Raw genomic sequence first — 18,095 nt, 5'->3', positions numbered from 1 at the left:
GACGAGTAGTGTTCACGCTGTGCTGGCAGAACGACGACACCAACTCATCCTGCGGGCCCTGCGCTCAGGCGGCCCCGCGGCCGTGACCGATCTCTCCGAGCAGCTGGGTGTGAGCCCCGCCACCATCAGGCGTGACCTGCTCAAACTCGAGGAGGACGGCCTGCTGACACGTGTGCACGGCGGCGCCGTCGTGGAGGAGGGCGACCAGCCCTTCGCCGAGGTCGCCGAGGTGCGCGTGGCCGAGAAGGACGCCATAGCCGCGCACGCGGCCGCCATGGTCGAGGACGGCCAGTCCGTGCTGCTCGACATCGGCACCACCGCCTTCCGCCTCGCCCGCCAGCTGCACGGCCGCCGCCTCACCGTGATCACCAGCAACCTGGTGGTCTACGAGGAGCTCGCCGACGACGAGGGCATCGAGCTGGTGCTGCTCGGCGGCATGCTCCGCCGCGAGTACCGCTCCCTGGTCGGCTTCCTCACCGAGGACAATCTGCGCCAGCTGCATGCCGACTGGCTGTTCCTGGGCACCAGTGGGGTGCGGCCGGGCGGGCAGGTGATGGACACGACGGTCGTCGAGGTGCCGGTCAAGCGGGCCATGATCAAGGCCGGTGAGAAGGTCGTCCTGCTCGCCGACGCGGCGAAGTTCCCCGGGCACGGCATGGCGAAGGTGTGCGGTCCCGAGGACCTGGACGTGGTGGTGACGAACGAGCCGGTCGACCCGGCGACGCGGGCCTCTCTGCAGGAGGCGGGCGTCGAGGTCGTCGTGGCGGGAAAGGTGCAGACGTGAAGCTGACGATTCTGGGCGGCGGAGGATTCCGTGTGCCGCTCGTGTACGGGGCGCTCCTGACGGACCGCGCCGAGGGCCGGGTCACCCATGTCGTACTGCACGACCTGGACGCGCGGAGACTGTCCGCCGTGACCCGCGTGCTCGCCGAACAGGCCGCGGCCGTACCCGACGCGCCCCAGGTCACCGCCACCACCGACCTGGACGAGGCCCTGCGCGGCGCCGACTTCGTCTTCTCCGCGATCCGCGTCGGCGGCCTCGAAGGCCGGGCCAACGACGAGCGGGTCGCGCTCGACCAGGGCGTCCTCGGCCAGGAGACGGTCGGCGCGGGCGGCATCGCCTACGGCCTGCGCACCGTCCCGGTCGCCGTCGACATCGCCCAGCGGGTCGCCCGCCTCGCGCCGGACGCCTGGGTCATCAACTTCACCAACCCCGCGGGCCTGGTCACCGAGGCCATGTCCCGCCATCTCGGCGACCGCGTCATCGGCATCTGCGACTCACCGGTCGGCCTCGGCCGCCGTATCGCCCGCGTCCTCGGTGTCAAGAACCCCGGCGAGGCCTGGATCGACTACGTCGGCCTCAACCACCTCGGCTGGGTGCGCGGCCTGCGCGTCGCAGGGCGCGACGAGCTCCCGCGTCTGCTCGCGGACCCCGACCTGCTCGGCTCCTTCGAGGAGGGCAAGCTCTTCGGCGTCGACTGGCTCCAGTCCCTCGGCGCCATCCCGAACGAATACCTGCACTACTACTACTTCAACCGCGAGGCCGTCCGCGCCTACCAGCAGGCCGACAAGACCCGCGGCGCCTTCCTGGCCGACCAGCAGGCGCACTTCTACCAGGAGGTCGAGCGGTCGGACGCCTCCGCCCTGGACATCTGGGACCGCACCCGCGCCGAGCGCGAGGCCACCTACATGTCCGAGAACCGGGAGACGGCCGGCGCCGGCGAGCGCGACGCCGACGATCTCTCCGGCGGCTACGAGAAGGTCGCGCTCGCCCTGATGCGGGCCATCGCCCGCGACGAACGCACCACCCTGATCCTCAACGTCCGCAACCAGAACACGCTGTCGGTGCTCGACACCGACGCCGTCATCGAGGTGCCCTGCCTGGTCGACGCCAACGGCGCCCACCCGGTCGCCGTCGCCCCGCTGCCCGACCACGCCACCGGGCTGGTCTGCTCCGTGAAGGCGGTCGAGCGGGAGGTGCTGGCCGCCGCCGAGTCCGCCTCCCGTACGACCGCCGTGAAGGCCTTCGCGCTGCATCCGCTGGTCGACTCGGTGAACGTGGCCCGCAGGCTGGTGGAGGGGTACTCCGCCGTCCATCCGGGGCTGGCGTACCTTAGGTAGCGCTGGTCTCGGAAAGCGCTTTCAGCGGCTTCCGGTAAACCCTCCCCTCGCTTCCCCCTCCGTTCTCTCCCTCCCTGGAGACCCTGATGCACGACGAACGCCGCCGGATCGAGGAACGCGTCGAGCGCGTCCACAATCAGCGCATCAAGCCCGCGATCTACTCGGCCACCGTCCCCTTCGAGGTCGAGGCCTGGCAGGCGCCGGGTGAGCCGGTCTCCTTCGAGGAGGCCGCGGCCGCCCGGTACACGCCCTTCGCGATGGACACCCCGTGGGGCCCGCCCTGGGGCACGACCTGGTTCCGGATGCGCGGACAGGTGCCTGCCGAGTGGGCCGGACGGCGGGTCGAGGCGGTCATCGACCTCGGCTTCGTGGGGGACTGGCCCGGCAACCAGGCCGAGGCCCTGGTTCACCTCGCCGACGGCCGCCCCCTGAAGGCCGTCAACCCGCTCAACCAGTACGTCCCGATCGGCAACCCGGTCGCGGGCGGCGAGGAGATCGACTACCTCGTCGAGGCCGCCTCCAACCCCGACATCCTCGCCAACGACTTCGCCGCCCCGACCCCGCTCGGCGACGTCCTGACCGCCGGCGACAAGCCGCTCTACACCTTCCAGCGCGCCGACATCGCCGTCCTGGACGAGGAGGTCTGGCACCTCGACCTGGACCTCCAGGTGCTGCGCGAGCTCATGGTCCACCTCGGCGAGCACGAGCCCCGCCGCCACGAGATCATGCACGCCCTCGACCGGGCCATGGACGTCCTCGACCTGGACGACATCTCCGGCAGCGCGACGGCCGTACGCGAGGCACTCGCCCCCGTCCTCGCCAAGCCCGCGCACGCCAGTGCGCACACGATCTCCGGTGTCGGCCACGCCCACATCGACTCGGCCTGGCTGTGGCCCATCCGCGAGACCAAGCGCAAGACGTCCCGCACCTTCTCCAACGTCACGTCCCTCGCGGACGAGTACGACGACTTCATCTTCGCCTGCTCACAGGCCCAGCAGTACGAGTGGGTGCGCGACAACTACCCGCACGTGTGGGCCCGCATCCAGGAGTCCGTGAAGAAGGGCCAGTGGGCGCCGGTCGGCGGCATGTGGGTCGAGGCCGACGGCAATCTGCCCGGCGGCGAGGCCATCGCCCGCCAGCTCATCCACGGCAAGCGGTTCTTCATCGAGCACTTCGGCGTCGAGACCAAGGGCGTGTGGCTGCCGGACTCCTTCGGCTACACCGCGGCCTACCCGCAGCTCGCCAAGCTCGCCGGCAACGAGTGGTTCCTGACCCAGAAGATCTCCTGGAACCAGACCAACAAGTTCCCCCACCACACCTTCTGGTGGGAGGGCATCGACGGCACCCGCATCTTCACCCACTTCCCGCCCGTCGACACCTACAACGCCCGCTTCAGCGGCGAGGAGATGGACCGCGCCGTCCGCAACTACTCGGAGAAGGGCGGCGGTTCGCGCTCGCTGGCCCCCTTCGGCTGGGGCGACGGCGGTGGCGGCCCCACCCGCGAGATCATGGAGCGGGCGCGCCGGCTCGCCGACCTGGAGGGCTCGCCCAAGGTCGTCGTGGAGCACCCGGACGAGTTCTTCGCCAAGGCCCGCGCGGAGTACGAGGACGCCCCGGTCTGGAACGGCGAGCTCTACCTGGAGCTGCACCGCGCCACCTACACCTCCCAGGCCCGCACCAAGCAGGGCAACCGCCGCAGCGAACACAAGCTCCGCGAGGCCGAGCTGTGGGCGACGACGGCCGCGCTGCACGCGCCGGGCTACGCCTACCCGTACGAGAAGCTCGACCGGCTCTGGAAGACGGTCCTGCTGCACCAGTTCCACGACATCCTGCCGGGCTCCTCGATCGCCTGGGTGCACCGCGAGGCCGAGGCCGAATACGCCCGCGTGGCAGGGGAGTTGGAGGAGCTGACGGCCGAGGCGGTCGCGGCGCTGGGCGGCGGCGAGGCCCGGGTCTTCAACACCAGCCCGTTCGAACGCGCCGAGGTGGTCCGTACGGCCGAGGGCGCAACGGCGTTTGTGAAGGTGCCCGCGAGCGGCAGCGCGCCCCTGGCCTCCGCCGAGCCCGAGCACCCCGTGTCCGTCACCGGCCGCGTCCTCGACAACGGCCTGGTCCGGGTCGAGGTCGCCGAGGACGGCACCCTGTCCTCCGTGTACGACCTCCGCGCGAACCGCGAAGTCCTGGCCGACAAGGGCAACCTGCTCCGCCTCCACACCGACCTGCCCAACTACTGGGACGCCTGGGACATCGACAAGCACTACCGGAACCGCTACAAGGACCTGCTGGAGCCGGAGTCGGTCACCGTCGTCGAGGAGGACCCCCTCCTCGGCGCGATCCGCGTCACCCGCTCCTTCGGCAAGGGCTCCAAGCTCACCCAGACGATCACCGTGCGCGCCGGCAGCCCCCGGATCGACTTCGAGACCGAGATCGACTGGCACGAGGCCGAGAAGATCCTCAAGGCGGGCTTCCCGGTGGACATCCGCGCCCCGCACTCCTCCGCCGAGATCCAGTTCGGCCACATCCAGCGCCCCACCCACACCAACACCAGCTGGGAGGCGGCCCGCTTCGAGGTCTCCGGCCACCGCTGGGTGCACATCGCCGAGCCCGGCTACGGCGTCGCCGTCATCAACGACTCGACGTACGGCCACGACGTCACCCGCACGGTCCGCGAGGCGAGCGAAGCGAGATGGGGGTCCCCCCGGCCGGAGGCTGGGGGAGGTACGACGACGAGGGTCAGCCTCAGCCTGGTGCGCGCCCCGCGCGTCCCGGACCCCGAGGCCGACCAGGGCATGCACCGCTTCACCTACTCCCTGCTCCCCGGCGCGGACATCGAGGACGCCGTCGCCGAGGGCTACGCCCTCAACCTCCCGCTGCGCGTGGCGGACGCGGCCGGCGCCCCCGAACCGGTGGTCTCCGTGGACGGCGACGGCGTGACCGTCGAGGCGGTCAAGCTGGCCGACGACCAGTCCGGTGACGTGGTGGTGCGGTTGTACGAGTCGCGGGGCGGCCGGGCACAGGGCGTCGTACGCACCGGGTTCCCGCTGGCGGGCGCCCAGATCACCGACTTGCTGGAGCGCCCGCTGGAGCCGGCCGAAGTCGATGGCGGTGTCGCGGTCTCGCTGCGCCCCTTCCAGGTCCTGACCCTGCGCCTCCAGCGTGCCGGAGCTCAGTGATGGCCATCCAACCCTGGTTCACCGACGCCAAGTTGGGGATCTTCATCCACTGGGGCATCTACGCCGTCGACGGCGTCCAGGAGTCCTGGTCGTTCTACGACGACATCGTCCCGTACAACCGGTACATGTCCCAGTTCGACCGGTTCACGGCGTCCCGCTACGAGCCGCGCGACTGGGCGAAGCTCTTCGCGCGGGCCGGCGCCAAGTACGCCGTCCTGACCAGCCGTCACCACGACGGCGTGGCCCTGTGGGACACGGCCCACGGCGATCTCAACGTGGGCCGCGACCTCATCGCCGGTTACGCCGACGCGCTGCGCGAGCAGGGCCTCAAGGTCGGCCTGTACTACTCCCACTCGGACTGGAGCCACTCCGACTACGCCTCCACCCGCAAGCCCGGCCGCCCGCCGGGGCTGGAGGACAACCGGTACTCCGAGGTCGCCGCCGAGGACGAGGACCTGGCCGCCTGGGACCGCTTCCTCGCCTACCGGGACGGCCAGATACGGGAGTTGACGTCCCGCTACAAGCCGGACCTGCTGTGGTTCGACGGCGAGTGGGACCGCAGCGAGGAGCAGTGGCGTATCCCGCAGCTGGCCGAGCTGATCCGCTCCGAGGTGCCGGACGTCGTCTTCAACGCCCGCATGCTCAGCGAGGGCGACTACGCCACGCCCGAGCAGGGCGCCCCGGTCGTCCCGCCCGAGGGGCCCTGGGAGCTGTGCCTGACGATCAACGACTCCTGGGGCCATCAGCACCACGACCACAACCACAAGTCGGTCGACCAACTGATCCGCTACTTCACCGAGACCATCGGGGGCGGCGGCAACCTGCTGCTGAGCGTGGGCCCGCGCGAGGACGGCACGATCCCGGCCGAACAGGCCGAACGCCTCGAGGGACTCGGCGACTGGATCGCCAAGCACGCGGAAGCGGTGTACGGCACCGAACGCGGCCTGCCCACCGGACACCACTACGGCCCGAGCACCCTCTCCAAGGACCACCGCACCCTGTACCTGATCCTCTTCGACGCCCCGCGCGCCGAGATCAACGTACGCGGGCTGCTGGGCGGCGTACGCCGGGTCACGGTGCTCGGCAGCGGCCGCGAACTGGCCCACCGGGTCACCGGAGGTCTGCACGAGACACCCGGTGTGCTCTGGATCGAACCGCCCACCGGGGCGGACCTCGACCCGCACGCCACGGTGCTCGCGGTCGAACTGGAGGGGGAGCTGGAGCTGTACCGGGGCGCGGGCCGCTTCTGACCCCCCGTGCGGCACACTTCGGGCCGGCCGGCGGCTGCCCCCGTGACAGCGGTCGGCCGGCCCGAAGCCCCCGTGCTTCCCCCGGTTTTCCCTCGTTCCCCCGTTGCCTTTCACTCTTATGAGCACGCGATCGGCGCCCTGATACACCCTCCCGGGAAAAATTCTCCCAGGAGGGTGACCGGGGCGCCTCAGCCGGTGAACCCGGCCGTGATCGACGTGAACTGCCAGTTGCTCTGACTGATCCCCGAGCAGTTGCTGGTGACCCCGCCACCCGGGCACGGCCGGTCACGGTTGACCGACCAGAACGCGAGCCGGGCGATGTGATGCGAGTTCGACCAGTCCCGGATCCGGGTCCAGGTCTCGGGCGAGGTGAGCTCCTGCTGGTCGGACAGCCCGTTCATGCCGGAGATGCCGATGTGGGCGTAGGCCGTCGCGTCGTCCCACCCGAAGGTGGACTTCAGCTTGTTCTTCAGCCCCTCCGTCGCGTTCACGGTGTTGCCGTACATGTCGGCGCCGCCGCCGAAGTCGAACGGCATGATCGTGAACACGTCGATACCGGCGTTGAGCGCCTTGGCCTGCTCGATGAGCCGGTTGCCCCAGTACGTCGGCCCGGTCGTCGAGGTACCGAAGGTGAGGACGGTCCGCAGGCCCGGGTTGTTCGCCTTGACGATCTTCAGGGCGTTCAGGATCCGGTCCTGCACGGTCGCGTTCTCGAATTCATCCGTGTTCTCGAGGTCGACGTCGATGGCCTTCAGCCCATAGGCGTCGATGACCTTCTGGTACGCCCCCGCCAGCGCCTCGGCGCTGGAGCAGTTCGGTCCGAGCTTGTTGCCGCTCCAGCCGCCGATCGACGGCACGATGTCACCGCCGGCGGACCGGATGGAGTTGATGACGGCCTGGTCGTTGCCGCCGGTCAGGGCGCGCTGCCCGTCCCAGGCGGGGTTGCAGCCACCGGAGGAGAGGATGAACGCCATCGTGAACCACTTCACGCCGGTCGCGCTCATCACCGAGGTCGCGCTCGGCGGATCGCCCCAGCCCAGGTACAGATAGGGCGCGGCCTGCTTGAAGCCGGTGCCGCCACCGCCGCCCGTGTCCGTGGTGACGGTGACGGCGTTGGAGGCGGGCGAGGTGTTCCCGGCGGCGTCCCGCGCCTTCACCGTGAAGGTGTACGAGGTGCTCGCCGCGAGCCCGCCGACCGTGGCGCTCGTACCGGACACGCTCAGCACCTGGTTCGAGCCGCTGTAGATGTCGTATCCGGTGACCCCGACGTTGTCCGTCGAGGCGTTCCACGCGAGCGAGACGCTGGACGAGGTCTTGCCGGTGGAGCGCAGGCTGCCCGGAGCGGTGGGCGCCTGGCTGTCGGAACCGCCGCCACCGGGACCGTCGAGAGAGATGTCGTCGGCGTAGTAGGTGCCCTGGGCGTACCAGCCGTGCACATAGACGGTCGCGCTCGTCTGGGAGGCGCCGGTCGTGAACGACACGGACAGCTGGCTGTACGCCGACGGCGACGACGTCCAGGTGGAGGCACCGCCGTCCACACCGAGGTAGACGTACGACCCGCGCACCCAGCCGCTGAGCGCGTATGTGGTGTTCGGCCGTACGGAGACGGTCTGGCCGCACTTTGCGATGTCGCTCGAACTCACCGCCCCCGCGAGGGCCTTGGACCCTGCGCGCACGGGGGAGGACACGACCGAGCCGAGATTGCCGGTGCAGGACCAGGGGGAGAGTCCGCCCGACTCGAAGCCGGGGTTGGACAGGACGTTCGCCGCGTGGGCGGTACCGGGGAGGGCGACGGCTCCGGCGACCGCGAGAGCGGCGGAGCCGAGCAGAGCGAGAAGTCGACGTCTGAGGCGTCTGAGAGGTTGATTGCGCACGGTGATCTCCCTGAGAAACGTGAGGTGTTCGGGAGTGCACGAGGTGCAGAGAGGTGCGCAAACAAAATTGGTATGGACCAACTCGGCTGTCAAGCTTCAACGCAGAGATTGGTCCATACCAAGGAAGACTGTGCCTACCGAGGGGCGCGGGGAACTGCGCGACAAGCCACAGACAACCCGCACCCGGCGCTCAATCTAAAGCGGCAGTACCTGGGCAGCGCCACTCCCGACGGAGTCAACCGGTGCCGGAGCTGGCATCGCCGGCAACAACGGCCCCTCCACCTCCGCCCGCTGCTGCGGAATCGACACCGGCCGCAACGGCCGCGGCCCGGACACGACGGTGTAGTCCTGTCCGACGAACGGTGGCACAACCTCTCCCGGGTCATCGCCGAGGGCCAACCGCACGGCCAGCCAAGGCACATTGACCCCGCACAGCGACAGCTGATGCAACCCGCCCGCCGGCCGCGTGTTGACATCCATCAGCACCGGCGTGTCCCCGAACATCCGGAACTGAATGTTCGACAGATAGTGCAGCCCGAAGCCTTCAGCGATCATCCGCGCCGGCTCCAGCCACTGCTCCTGCAGGGTGAACCCGCGCCGACGCCCGTTCTTGATCCGGCCGATCGCCAGCCGCACCCGGTTGTCCGGACCGGTGAGGCAGTCCACCGACACCTCCGGCTGCTCCAGCCGCGGCATCACCAGCCAGTCCACCGTCTCGTCGGTCCGCCGCAACGCGTCCAGCACCAGATCCAGCTGCACATACGGCGTCGGGAACCCGTTGAGGTGCAGCAGCGAGAAGGGGGCGCGGGTGATGACACGGAAGCCCACCCCGCCCGCACCGGACGCCGGCTTGAAGCAGGCCTTGTGTCCCGCCGCCTCCAACTCCTCGACGGCGGCGACCAGTTCATCGGCGGTACGCACCCGCCACCACGGCGGCACCGGCACGCCGATCGCCTGTACGGCCTCGTATGCGATCACCTTGTCGTGGAAGACCGCCACGGCCTCCGGCGGCGGCGCCAGCAGCGCCGTACCCGCCGCCTCGAACTCCGCGCGGTGCGCCACGACCGCCGACTGGTGCAGCCGGGGTACGAACACATCGATCCCGCGGCGCCGGCACTGCGCGAGGGCGTACTCCACATACCCGGCCGGGGACAGGCCCTCTGGCTCCAGTTCGGCGGTGTCGGCGGCGGCCAGCACGGGGGAGTCGGCGTCCCCGTGCGTCGCATGGATCTCGACGGCCCGATCGCTGGGATTTCGTCGCAGCTGATCCATGAAGAACACGTTCTCCGCGTACGTGCGGTTGAGCCAGACGCGTACGCGAGAGACCATGCAGGGCCGTCCTTTCGGGGTTCGCGGGCAGGGCGAAGCAGGCCCGTGCCCGGGCAGGGTGGTTGGAGGGTCACCAAATCGCCCCTTGCGAGGGGACGTTCAGAGCGTGGTGTTGGGGCGATCATACGGGTTTCAAGGGGTGCCCCGTGCAACGTACGTGTTACGGAATTGCGGATCCTTCCTGACCGTCTCGTCCGCCGGGACATTCCCGGTCCGGCTACGACGTGATCCGGCCTTGAAGCGTTGGTGCCCCGTGTGTTCTCGTGGTGTCATTCGTGTGATCGTCCATGTTGATCGTTCGTGTTGATCGTTCGTGTTGATCGGAAGGGGCGCAGGGTGACGTCGACGGCCGGCGGTGCCGGACAGCTGCTGGCCATCAGTGACCTGCACATCGGGTACGACGAGAACCGTGCCCTCGTCGAGAGGATGCGCCCCGACTCGGACGAGGACTGGCTGCTCGTCGCCGGTGATGTCTCCGAGTCCGTCGCCGACATCCGCTGGGCCCTCAAGACGCTGGCCGGCCGCTTCCGCAAGGTCGTCTGGGCACCCGGCAACCATGAGCTGTGGACCCACCCGAAGGACCCGATCACCCTGCGCGGCGTCGAGCGCTACGAGCACCTGGTCGAGGTGTGCCGGGAACTCGGCGTGATCACCCCCGAGGACCCCTATCCCGTCTGGGACGGCCCCGGCGGTCCGGTCGCCGTGGCCCCGCTGTTCCTGCTGTACGACTACTCCTTCCTGCCCTCCGGCTGCACCACCAAGGAGGAGGGGCTGAAGTACGCGCACGGCACCGGGATCGTGTGCAACGACGAATACCTGCTGCACCCCGACCCCTACCCGTCCCGCGAGGCCTGGTGCGAGGCCCGGGTCGCCGAGACCGAGCGCCGGCTCGCCGCACTCCCCGAGGACCTGCCCACGGTCCTCGTCAACCACTACCCGCTGGACCGGCACCCGACGGACGTACTCTGGTACCCCGAGTTCGCCATGTGGTGCGGCACCCGGCGGACCGCGGACTGGCACCGCAGGTTCCGCGTCGAGACCATGGTCTACGGACACCTCCACATCCCGCGGACCACCTGGCACGAGGGCGTCCGCTTCGAGGAGGTGTCGGTGGGATACCCCCGCGAGTGGCGCAAGCGGCCCGACCCGCCTGGCCGACTGCGCCGGATTCTGCCCGCCGAGCCCAAGGAGCCCGAGGAGTCCGAGGAGGACGGGGCGCGTTGATCGAGGAACTGCTGCCGGAGCCGGTGGTCACCGTCGAGGCGTACGGCCATGACGAGGCCGCGGTCGCGTCGCTGTACCCCGAGGAGGAGGCGGTCGTCGCCAAGGCCGTCGACAAGCGCCGCCAGGAGTTCGCCGTCGTACGCTCCTGCGCCCGCCGCGCCATGGAGAAGCTCGGTGTGCCACCGCGGCCGATCCTGCCCGGCGAACGCGGCGCCCCGGGCTGGCCCGCCGGCCTGGTCGGCAGCATGACCCACTGCGACGGCTACTCCGCCGCCGCGCTGGTCCGCGCCGCCGACCTGGCCTCCCTCGGTATCGACGCCGAACCCCACCAGACCCTCCCGGAGGGTGTGCTGCCCGCCGTCGCGCTGCCCGCCGAAGAGGAGCGGCTGCGCCGCCTGGCCGACGAGCACCCGGACATCCACTGGGACCGGCTGCTGTTCAGCGCCAAGGAGTCCGTCTACAAGGCGTGGTTCCCCCTCACCGGAGAGTGGCTGGACTTCACCGAGGCCGACATCGACGTCTTCGCCGACCCCGGTGAGCGGCACAGCGGTGGCCTGCGCGCCCGGCTCCTCGTGCCCGGCCCGCTGGTGGGCGACCGCCGTATCGACGTCTTCGAGGGCCGGTGGACGGTCCAGCGGGGGCTGGTGGCGTCGGCCGTGAGCGTGCCGCACGCCTGAACCCCCGGGGGCGTCGGGTCCGCTACGGCTCCGCGGGGCACCAGTCCTTCAGCAGCCGGAAGAACTCCTCCTCGTTACCCGTCAGGCCCGCCTCCGCCAGCGCCTGTTCCGCCTCGGCGAGGACACTGGGCGGCACCACGGGTGGTCGGCCCTGCCCGGGAGGACCGTCGAACGCGGCTCGTACGGTGTGCAACAGCCGCAGATAGGCCTGGACTGCGGTGCGCTCGCGATCGGTCAGTACGGCAGTGGGCATCGGTCGGCTCTCCCCTGGTCGGCGTCGTCGCGTCACGCCCCGTACATGAGGGCGCACCACCAGCTTGCCGTCCACCACTGACAATCGGCTCCGACCAGCGCCTTCGCGCGCCGGTGTGTCAGCCCTGTGGCCCCAGGTACCCCAGCGACGCCTCGATCCGCCCCGCCAGATGGTCCCGCTGCCCCCGCACCGACGAGTACGCCAGCCAAGTACGGCACTTGCTGGCCAGCAGCAGGCCGAAGCTCTCGGCCTCCTTCTCCTCGGCCTCGTCGAAGCGGCTGCGGGCGGCGACCTTCAGGACCGTGGAGCGCAGATCGGCGTCGTCGCTGAGGAGCCGGGCCGCCACCGCGGCGCCCTCGATGCTGTGGGAGTGGTGACCGGCCTGCATGTGCCACAGCTCATGGCCGAGGATCACCAACTGGTGGTCCGGCGCGGTGCGTTCCTCGATCACCACGACGTCCTGGTCGGCCATGTCGAGCCACAGCCCGCTGGCCGTGCCGGGCGGGAAGGCGGCCGTACGGAAGTGGACTGGACGGCCGCGGCGGCTGCTCATGGCCTCGCACAGAGCGCCGTACAGCTTCTCGGGCGCCGCGGGCGCGGGGAACTCCAGTTCCGCGACCAACTCGCCGCACAGGCGGCGCATTTCCCTACCGATGCCCACAGATCTCCCGTTCTCCCCGGATCACGACTCGGGTCGCTTGACGCTCTCCAGGAGCATGTCCAGCCACTCGGCGACCTTGTCGCGATGCTGGTCGGTGGGCAGTTGGGCGGCCCGCCAGGCGATGCCCCGCACGCCGTGGTCCTGGAGGAGTCTCTCCAGCGGGTCCTCGGCGGCCTGCGCCGCCTCGCGCTCGGCGAGCTTCTGGAGCAGTTCCTGCTCGGCGCGCTGGAGGGCGCCCGCGAGCGCCTCGGGGTCCTCGGCGGTGAGGAAGCCGGCGTGCACCCGGAAGAAGCGCTGGATGGCGTCGCAGTGCTCCATCGTCGGGCGCCGGTCGCCGTTGATCAGGGCGCCTGCCTGCTGCCGTGACATGCCCGCGCCGTCGGCGATCTCCTGCTGGGTGTACTTGCGGCCGTTCGGCTTCAGACGGGTGCGGCGCAGCAGGTCGAGGCGCTGGAGGAACCGGGCCTGCACATCGGGCTCACCCGCGGGGCGCCCGCTCAGCAGGGCCTTGACCACGGGTTCCGGGACGCCGGAGGCGACGGACAGGCGGCCGGTGTCGAAGACCTCCGCATGCGGCACGCCGAGCCGGTCGGCGAGCGCGGCGACACGGGCGACGACGGCCGGCAGCACTGCCGTCGGCGTGGCGCCCGGACCCTCGAAGCCATCCGTCACCGACAGATCTCCTACGTCTCTCACAGGCTCCTCACAAGCCCTTCCCGTGAACTCGACGGAGATTACCGGTTAGTTCGAACTCACATCCAGGTCTCGCCACAACTGTGGCCTATTTCAGCCGTCAACAGGCACGAAATGCCACGATAGTTGACACGGCTCGGGCGTGGGCAGCAGGATCGGGGCGCCGCGTGAAGGCCGCATAGGCAAGAGGGGTGACCTCCCGATGGCATATCAGGCAGGTGGGCAGCGGTCCGTACCGCGCCCCGTCCCCGAGAGGCCCGAGGCCGAGGCGTATCTGCGGGACTACGCCACCCTCGTGGAAGCCGTGCCCTTCCCCTCCGTCGTGTTCGACCGCAGCTGGGACGTCGTCCTGGCGAACACCGCTTTCGCGTCACTTTTCCGTGGTGTGGGCCCCCATCCGACGGCCATGCCCGACGACAACTTCCTCAGATTCGTCCTCTTCCACCCGGACGCCGGCGCCGTCCTCGGCCGCCATGAATCCGACTGGTGCCTGCCGATGCTGGCGCACTTCGCGGCCGCCGTGGAGCAGCACGGCCATGACCAGGGGCTGCAGGCCATCCGCCGGGAGATCGCCCAGGACCCGATCATGGAGGCCGCCTACCGGCAGGGCCTGCCGCACTGGATCCGCGCGGTCGGCGAGCGGGCCGTCGCCCAGGACGGCTCCGTACGTCCGCTGCTGCATCCCGACCCGCGCTGGGGTGCCACCGAGTGCCGGGTCGTCGACGAGACGCCCAGGACCCTTCAGGAGATGGGCTACACCCGGCTGACGCTGGTGCTGCGCGAAGTGCGCCGCGACCGGCCCCGGGCGCGCGGGGTGCGCCGCGGCGCGGCCCATCTGCGCGTGGTGCCCGCCACCGAGAACTGAACGGGGCACCGTCGGCGTTCAGGTCGCCGACGGCGCCCCGTCAGAACATTGCGGCCGTCTCGACGTACGTCATCCTGCTGCGGCACTGTTCCGCCCGAGGGTGGTGTGTGACATAGTACTGGCGTGAATGTGGGACTGACCTGCGACGTCGTGGTCGTGGGCGCCGGGATGGTGGGCGCCGCCTGCGCGCTGTACGCGGCCCGGGCGGGCCTCGATGTGATCCTGGTCGACCGCGGCCCGGTGGCCGGCGGCACGACCGGCGCCGGTGAGGGCAATCTCCTCGTGTCCGACAAGGAACCCGGCCCCGAGCTCGACCTCGCGCTGCTGTCCGGGCGCCTGTGGGGCGAACTGGCGCGGGAGTTCGGGGCGGCGATCGAGTACGAGGCGAAGGGCGGCGTCGTGGTGGCCTCGTCCCCGGGCGGGCTCGCGGCACTGGAGCGCTTCGCCGAGGGGCAGCGCGCCGCCGGGGTCGTGGCCGAACCGGTCGCGGGCGACACCCTGTACGACCTCGAACCCCACCTCGCACCCGGCCTGCCCGGCGGCGTCCACTACCCGCAGGACCGCCAGGTCATGCCCGCCCTGGCCGCCGCCCACCTCACCCGCGCCTCGGGCGCCCGCCTGCTCACCGGCCGGACGGTGACCGCCGTCCTGCGCACCCGGGACGGCGCGGTGCGCGGGGTGCGCACCGACCGGGGCGACATCCACGCCCCCGCGATCGTCAACGCGGCCGGCACCTGGGGCGGCGAGCTCGCCGCACTCGCGGGCGCTCATCTCCCCGTCCTGCCCCGCCGAGGCTTCGTCCTGGTCACCGAGCCCCTCCCGCCGCGCAAGGTCCGGCACAAGGTGTACGCCGCGGACTACGTGGCCGACGTGGCCAGCGACTCGGCCGCGCTGCAGACCTCCCCGGTCGTCGAGGGCACGGCCGCGGGCCCGATCCTGATCGGCGCGAGCCGGGAACGCGTCGGCTTCGACCGGACCTTCTCCCTGCCCGTCGTACGGGCCCTCGCGGCGGGCGCGACCCGGCTGTTCCCGTTCCTGACGGACGTCCGCGCGATGCGCTCCTACCTCGGCTTCCGCCCTTACATGCCCGACCACCTGCCCGCCATCGGCCCCGATCCCCGGGTGCCGGGACTGCACCACGCCTGCGGCCACGAGGGCGCCGGCATCGGACTCGCCACCGGCACCGGCCACTTGATCGCGCAGGCCCTGACCGCGCCCGGGAAGACACCCGACCTGGACCTCACCCCGTTCCGCCCCGACCGCTTCACCGAGGAGGCAGCGTGAGAACCCCTCGCGAGCTCGCCGACGCCCACCCGGGCCCGGCCTTCACGGTCACCCTGGACGGTCGCGAGATCGAGGCACTGCCCGGCCAGACGGTGGCTGCCGCGCTCTGGGCGGCCGGGGTCACCTCATGGCGGACCACCCGGGGCGAGGGCCGCCCGCGCGGTGTCTTCTGCGGCATCGGCGTCTGCTTCGACTGCCTGATCACCGTCAACGACCGAGCCAACCAACGGGCCTGTCTGGTGCCATTGCACGCGGGTGATGACATCCGGACGCAGGAGGGGACGGGGCACGATGACCGACCGTGAACCAGGGCAGCCGCGTCTCGCCGTCATCGGTGCGGGGCCCGCCGGGCTCGCCGCGGCCATCGCCGCCGCTGCCCGGGGCGTACGGGTCACCCTGCTCGACTCGGCGGCGGAGGCCGGCGGGCAGTTCTACCGGCAGCCCGCCGCCGAACTGCGCGCCCGCAGGCCACAGGCGCTGCACCACGAGTGGCGGACCTGGGAGCGACTGAGGGACGGGCTCGACGCACACGTAAGGGCGGGCGCCGTACGGCATTTGACGGACCATCATGTCTGGCTCGTGGAGCGTCGGGCCGACGGTCGCTTCACCGTGCACGCCCTGCTCGGCCCCGAGCAGGAGGACCCGGCCGAGGTGTGCGCCGACGCCGTGCTCCTCGCCACCGGCGGATACGAGAAGGTGCTGCCCTTCCCCGGCTGGACGCTCCCCGGAGTCATCACGGCGGGCGGCGCCCAGGCCATGCTCAAGGGCACCCTCGCGACCGCCGGACGCCGCGCCGTCGTCGCCGGTACCGGGCCGCTGCTGCTTCCCGTGGCCACCGGGCTCGCCTCGGCCGGTGTCGAAGTGGCCGCGCTGGTGGAGTCCGCCGGTCCGAGGGCGTTCGCGGGGCGCGCCCGCGCGCTGGCGGCCCAGCCCGGCAAGGTCGCCGAGGGCGCGCGGTACGGGGCCCGGCTGCTGCGGCACCGGGTACGGCTCCTCGCGCGGCACACCGTGGTCGAGGCGCACGGTGCCGACCGGCTGGAGGCCGTGACGGTGGCCGCGCTCGACGGTGCCGGGCGGGTCAGGCCGGGCACCGGGCGCCGTATCCCCTGCGACACCCTCGCTGTCGGCCACGGGATGCTCCCGCACACCGACCTCGCCGAGACCCTCGGCTGCCGCCTCGACGGGCACGCCGTGCACGTCGACGACGAGCAGCGCACCGATGTGCCCGGCGTCTGGGCGGCGGGGGAGGCGACCGGTATCGGAGGCGCGGCGCTCTCGCTCGCCGAGGGGCACATCGCCGGGCGCTCGGCCGCCGCCCGTCTGCGCGGTGCGCGGCCGGAACCGGCCGAGTGGGCGGCGGCGGCCAGGACCCGTACCCGACTGCGCGCCTTCTTCGCCGCCCTGGACTCCGTCTACGCACCGCCGGCGCACTGGGCCGAGCAGGTCACCGACGACACCGTCGTCTGCCGCTGCGAGGAGGTCACCGGGGGTGCGATCCGGGCGGCCGTGGCGGAGCTGGGCGCGGGGGACGCGCGGACCGTGAAGCTGCTGACCCGGGCCGGGATGGGGTGGTGTCAAGGGCGGGTGTGCGGGCCGGGGGTGGCGGGGCTTGCGGGTTGTGAGCTCACACCCTCGCGCAGGCCTTTCGCCCGGCCCGTACCGCTCGGGGTGCTCGCAGCGGCGGGAGAGGACGACTGACCGCCGAAGCCACCGACGGCAGCAAATGGGAACAGGCTGTGCAATGTCACACTTCACCGAGAGGGAATCACAGATGACCGTCGTTACCGAGAACCGCCCCTGGCGCGGTGTCCTCGTCGCCACCGCCCTCCCGCTCGACGACGACCTCCGCGTCGATCACGCCAAGTACGCCGAGCACTGCGCCTGGCTCGTCGAGAACGGCTGTGACGGTGTCGTACCGAACGGCAGCCTCGGGGAGTACCAGGTGCTCACCCCCGAGGAGCGGGCGAAGGTCGTGGAGACGGCCGTCACCGCGATCGGCGGCTCACGGGTCATGCCCGGCGTGGCCGCGTACGGCTCGGCCGAGTCCCGGCGTTGGGCCGAGCAGGCCCGGGACGCCGGCTGTACGTCCGTGATGCTGCTGCCGCCGAACGCCTACCGTGCCGACGAGCGTTCCGTCCTCGCCCACTACGAGGAGGTCGCCAAGGCGGGCGTGCCGATCGTGGCGTACAACAACCCCATCGACACCAAGGTCGACCTCGTCCCCGAACTGCTCGCGAAGCTGCACGGCGAGGGATACATCCAGGCGGTGAAGGAGTTCTCCGGTGATGTCCGCCGGGCCTATCAGCTCGCCGAACTCGCCCCGGAACTGGACCTGTTGATCGGTGCGGACGACGTGCTGCTGGAGCTCGCGCTGGCGGGTGCGAAGGGCTGGGTGGCCGGATATCCGAACGCGTTGCCCCGCTCCACCGTGGAGCTGTACCGCGCGGCGGTCGGTGGCGACCTCGACACCGCCAAGAAGCTGTACGCGCAGTTGCACCCGCTGCTGCGCTGGGACTCCAAGGTCGAGTTCGTTCAGGCGATCAAGCTCTCCATGGACATCGTCGGCCGGCACGGGGGACGCTGTCGTCCACCGCGGGTGCCGCTGCTGCCGGAGCAGGAGGCCGCGATCCGCGCCGCCACGGAGCAGGCCGTCGCCGCGGGGCTCGCGTAAGCACAGGGGAGGCTGGACCC

General features: G+C 71.1%; 16 protein-coding genes. 11 read left to right on the top strand and 5 right to left on the bottom strand.

The window, feature by feature from the left end; genetic code table 11:
* The first annotated feature begins 19 nt into the window (after positions 1-19).
* The 4 genes from IE325_RS01035 (at position 20) to IE325_RS01020 (ending at position 6,544) form a co-directional block, all read left to right on the top strand.
* Positions 20-784: a DeoR/GlpR family DNA-binding transcription regulator gene (locus IE325_RS01035; protein ID WP_190067702.1), complete on the top strand. Its 765-nt coding sequence runs from the start codon at positions 20-22 to the stop codon at positions 782-784.
* On the top strand, positions 781-2,121 hold the full coding sequence (locus tag IE325_RS01030; RefSeq protein WP_190067701.1) for a 6-phospho-beta-glucosidase: 1,341 nt from the start codon (positions 781-783) through the stop codon (positions 2,119-2,121). Before IE325_RS01035 ends, IE325_RS01030 begins: the two co-directional genes overlap by 4 nt.
* Positions 2,122-2,207: 86 nt before the next feature.
* Positions 2,208-5,294 (top strand): alpha-mannosidase, encoded by a 3,087-nt coding sequence (locus IE325_RS01025; RefSeq protein WP_190067700.1) that lies wholly within the window; start codon positions 2,208-2,210, stop codon positions 5,292-5,294.
* Entirely contained in the window at positions 5,294-6,544 is a 1,251-nt protein-coding gene (locus IE325_RS01020; RefSeq protein ID WP_190067699.1) for an alpha-L-fucosidase, read from the top strand. The genes IE325_RS01025 and IE325_RS01020 overlap by 1 nt, the downstream gene beginning before the upstream one ends.
* Before the next feature lie 188 nt (positions 6,545-6,732).
* Here IE325_RS01020 and IE325_RS01015 read toward each other — a convergent pair whose 3' ends face one another.
* Positions 6,733-8,418 (bottom strand): carbohydrate binding domain-containing protein, encoded by a 1,686-nt coding sequence (locus IE325_RS01015; protein WP_190067698.1) that lies wholly within the window; start codon positions 8,416-8,418, stop codon positions 6,733-6,735.
* A gap of 195 nt (positions 8,419-8,613) precedes the next feature.
* Positions 8,614-9,747, bottom strand: coding sequence for an ATP-grasp domain-containing protein (locus IE325_RS01010; protein WP_190067697.1), 1,134 nt, complete (start codon positions 9,745-9,747; stop codon positions 8,614-8,616).
* A 336-nt stretch (positions 9,748-10,083) separates the two neighbouring features.
* Here IE325_RS01010 and IE325_RS01005 point away from each other — a divergent pair, with 336 nt between their 5' ends.
* Together IE325_RS01005 and IE325_RS01000 are read left to right on the top strand one after the other, a co-directional pair.
* Entirely contained in the window at positions 10,084-10,971 is an 888-nt protein-coding gene (locus IE325_RS01005; RefSeq protein WP_190067696.1) for a metallophosphoesterase family protein, read from the top strand.
* Complete coding sequence (locus IE325_RS01000; RefSeq protein WP_190067695.1) at positions 10,968-11,648, top strand: 4'-phosphopantetheinyl transferase family protein; 681 nt, start codon at positions 10,968-10,970, stop codon at positions 11,646-11,648. Before IE325_RS01005 ends, IE325_RS01000 begins: the two co-directional genes overlap by 4 nt.
* A gap of 22 nt (positions 11,649-11,670) precedes the next feature.
* On the opposite strand, the gene IE325_RS00995 is transcribed toward IE325_RS01000, so the two are convergent.
* The 3 genes from IE325_RS00995 to IE325_RS00985 form a co-directional block, all read right to left on the bottom strand.
* Positions 11,671-11,901 (bottom strand): hypothetical protein, encoded by a 231-nt coding sequence (locus tag IE325_RS00995; protein WP_190067694.1) that lies wholly within the window; start codon positions 11,899-11,901, stop codon positions 11,671-11,673.
* Positions 11,902-12,019: 118 nt separating this feature from the next.
* The gene (locus tag IE325_RS00990) at positions 12,020-12,544 is read right to left on the bottom strand and encodes a toxin-antitoxin system, toxin component (RefSeq protein WP_190068469.1); all 525 of its coding nucleotides are present in this window, start codon (positions 12,542-12,544) and stop codon (positions 12,020-12,022) included.
* A gap of 39 nt (positions 12,545-12,583) precedes the next feature.
* Entirely contained in the window at positions 12,584-13,234 is a 651-nt protein-coding gene (locus IE325_RS00985) for a helix-turn-helix domain-containing protein (RefSeq protein ID WP_190067693.1), read from the bottom strand.
* 223 nt (positions 13,235-13,457) lie between these two features.
* On the opposite strand from IE325_RS00985, the gene IE325_RS00980 reads away from it, so the two are divergent.
* The 5 genes from IE325_RS00980 (at position 13,458) to IE325_RS00960 (ending at position 18,075) form a co-directional block, all read left to right on the top strand.
* Positions 13,458-14,120, top strand: a complete 663-nt coding sequence (locus IE325_RS00980) for an MmyB family transcriptional regulator (RefSeq protein ID WP_190067692.1) — start codon at positions 13,458-13,460, stop codon at positions 14,118-14,120.
* A 123-nt stretch (positions 14,121-14,243) separates the two neighbouring features.
* Positions 14,244-15,404: an NAD(P)/FAD-dependent oxidoreductase gene (locus IE325_RS00975; RefSeq protein WP_190067691.1), complete on the top strand. Its 1,161-nt coding sequence runs from the start codon at positions 14,244-14,246 to the stop codon at positions 15,402-15,404.
* Positions 15,401-15,709 carry a (2Fe-2S)-binding protein gene (locus tag IE325_RS00970; RefSeq protein ID WP_190067690.1) on the top strand — a complete coding sequence of 103 codons (309 nt, stop codon included), beginning with the start codon at positions 15,401-15,403 and terminating at the stop codon, positions 15,707-15,709. The genes IE325_RS00975 and IE325_RS00970 overlap by 4 nt, the downstream gene beginning before the upstream one ends.
* Positions 15,696-17,102: an NAD(P)/FAD-dependent oxidoreductase gene (locus IE325_RS00965; RefSeq protein ID WP_190067689.1), complete on the top strand. Its 1,407-nt coding sequence runs from the start codon at positions 15,696-15,698 to the stop codon at positions 17,100-17,102. The genes IE325_RS00970 and IE325_RS00965 overlap by 14 nt, the downstream gene beginning before the upstream one ends.
* A 73-nt stretch (positions 17,103-17,175) precedes the next feature.
* The gene (locus IE325_RS00960; protein WP_190067688.1) at positions 17,176-18,075 is read left to right on the top strand and encodes a dihydrodipicolinate synthase family protein; all 900 of its coding nucleotides are present in this window, start codon (positions 17,176-17,178) and stop codon (positions 18,073-18,075) included.
* The last annotated feature ends 20 nt before the right edge of the window (positions 18,076-18,095 follow it).

Origin of the sequence: Streptomyces lanatus (genome assembly GCF_014655715.1) — a bacterium.
Classification (GTDB): domain Bacteria; phylum Actinomycetota; class Actinomycetes; order Streptomycetales; family Streptomycetaceae; genus Streptomyces; species Streptomyces lanatus.
The sequence above is the reverse complement of the archived record's forward strand: the minus strand, read 5'-3'. Positions and strand labels throughout refer to the sequence as shown.